General features: G+C 65.2%; 1 protein-coding gene and 1 pseudogene. One reads left to right on the top strand and one right to left on the bottom strand.

Translation table 11 applies throughout. The features are described 5' to 3' along the window. Positions 1-869 (bottom strand): annotated as a pseudogene (locus Y705_RS19705) (M13 family metallopeptidase N-terminal domain-containing protein); the annotation flags it as partial. A 228-nt stretch (positions 870-1097) separates the two neighbouring features. Between Y705_RS19705 and leuA the strand changes: the two are divergent. After that, positions 1098-2471 (top strand): 2-isopropylmalate synthase (gene leuA, locus Y705_RS19710; RefSeq protein WP_081738028.1); only part of this gene is annotated, 1374 nt, incomplete at its 3' end.

The following is a 2471-nucleotide window of genomic DNA, read 5'->3' on the forward strand; positions in this document are numbered from 1 at the left end:
GCCGCCGAGAGGAGGACCCGGCTCACCAGCCAGTCCTGCCACGCAGGCAACGGTACCGTCGACAGTGCGCCCTCGACGCCGACCAGGTAATCCGGCTGGGACACCACCAGCTCCGTTGCCTGGGAAGCATCGTCGATGATGACGGCCAGCCAGGGGGCGGTGAAGGGCGCCAGCCCGGCCGCGTCCTCCAGCGTGGAGAGATTGTAGGTCTTCTGCGGATCCCGGCGATCCACGGTGCTCATGTGGGACGTCGCGAGGAGCGTCTCCAATTCGAGTACGCGTGCCGCGGCCTTCCGGGGTCCGGCGTGCCCGGCCAGTTCGAAAAGCCTTTCGAGCAGTGAGCTGTATTTTCCGCGGGTCTCGGCGAACTGCGGCTTCCGGTAGTAGGACTCGTCGGGCATGCCGAGTCCCGACTGGTACACGTGCAGCAGGTACCGATCGGGGTTGCCTGCGTCATTACTGACGTACGGCGCGCACACGCCCTGGATGCCGGAGCGGGTGAACTCGGCGCTCAGGCGGATCAGTTCCTCCGGACTCGCCACGTCGTCGATGCGGGCGAGCATGTCTTCGAGGGGAGCGAGACCCTGCTCGGCTATACGAGCGGTATCGAGGAAATCCGCGTAAAGCGTCCCGATCTTCGCGCTGTCGCCTTCGCTGTCGCCTTCGCTGTCGCTGGGATCCGCGGACTCGATAATGCTGCGCACGGCGAGCTCCGAGGCATCACGCAGGGCGGTGAAAGAGCCCTCCTGCGACCGGTCCTCCGGTATGTCGGTGACCTCCAGCCATTCGCGGTTCACCGAGCGGAAAAGGTCGTCCTGCGGGCGTACACCGGCTTCCACGGCGTTCGCATGGTTCCTGGTCTCTACCATTGGTGCTCCTTCGTCGATTCCCGGTCGTTCCTGCCGGCACTGCGCCAAAAGCCCATTCTAGGCGCCGTGCTATCGTGGAAAAATGCGCGCAGAGCTGACCCTTCTTATCTGCCGCGGCGAGGTTTCCTAAGCCCCCGAGCTTGTTCCAGCTACTGGCCACCCCTCGCTGCGGAGTCCGTGTTGCCCGGCCGCCAGCGCATCGTAGGTTCAAGAGATAAGGCCAGCCCCATGCGAAACTCACAAAAGACCTCCGGAATGCCGTTCTCCAAGTACACGCCGTTCCAGGATCAGATCACCGTCGAACTCCCGGACCGCACCTGGCCCGACCAACTCATCACCAAGGCGCCGCGCTGGTGCGCGGTGGACCTCCGGGACGGTAACCAGGCGCTGATCGACCCCATGAGCCCCGAGCGCAAGCATCGGATGTTCGACCTCCTGGTGGGGATGGGCTACAAGGAGATCGAGGTGGGCTTCCCGTCGGCGTCGCAGACGGATTTCGATTTCGTCCGACAGCTCATCGAGGGCGACCGCATTCCCGACGACGTCACCATCCAGGTCCTCACGCAGGCCAGGGAGCACCTGATCGAGCGCACGTACGAATCCCTCGAGGGCGCCGACCGCGCGATCGTCCACCTCTACAACTCCACCTCCGTACTCCAGCGCAGGGTGGTCTTCAACCAGGACCGCGACGGCATCATCGACATCGCGCTGCAGGGCGCGAGGCTCTGCCGCAAGTTCGAGGAGAGCCTGGGCAATACCCTCGTCACCTACGAGTACTCACCGGAGTCCTTCACGGGCACAGAACTCGAATTCGCGGCACGCATCAGCAACGAGGTGGCGGCGGTCTTCGAGGCGTCAGCGGACCGCCAGATGATCCTCAACCTGCCGGCCACCGTGGAGATGGCCACCCCCAACGTGTACGCCGACTCCATCGAATGGATGTGCCGGAACCTGGAGAACCGCGACAACATCATCGTGTCCCTCCATCCGCACAACGACCGCGGAACGGGCGTCGCCGCGGCGGAACTGGGCTACCTGGCGGGAGCGGACCGTATTGAGGGATGCCTTTTCGGCAACGGCGAGCGGACGGGCAACGTCGATCTCGTGACGCTCGGGATGAATCTCTACAGCCAGGGCATCGACCCGCAGATCGACTTCTCCGACATGGATGCCATCCGCCGCACCGCTGAATACTGCAACCAGCTGGCGGTGCCCGAGCGCTCACCTTACGGCGGGGACCTCGTGTTCACTGCCTTTTCCGGCTCCCACCAGGACGCCATCAAGAAGGGCTTCGACAGCATGGAGCGCGACGCCGCCGCTGCCGGCGCCACGGTCGACGACATTCCCTGGGCCGTCCCTTACCTGCCGATCGACCCCAAGGACATCGGGCGCAGCTACGAGGCGGTCATCCGGGTGAACTCGCAGTCGGGCAAGGGCGGCGTGGCCTACCTCCTCAAGAGCGAGCACAGCCTCGACCTGCCGCGGCGCGCGCAGATCGAGTTCTCCGGGGTCATCCAGCGCCGCACCGAGACAGTGGGCGGGGAGATCAGCGGGCCCCAGCTGTGGGCAGCTTTCCAGGATGAGTACCTGCCGACGCGGGCG

The organism is Arthrobacter sp. H41, from assembly GCF_000520535.1.
GTDB lineage: Bacteria > Actinomycetota > Actinomycetes > Actinomycetales > Micrococcaceae > Arthrobacter_D.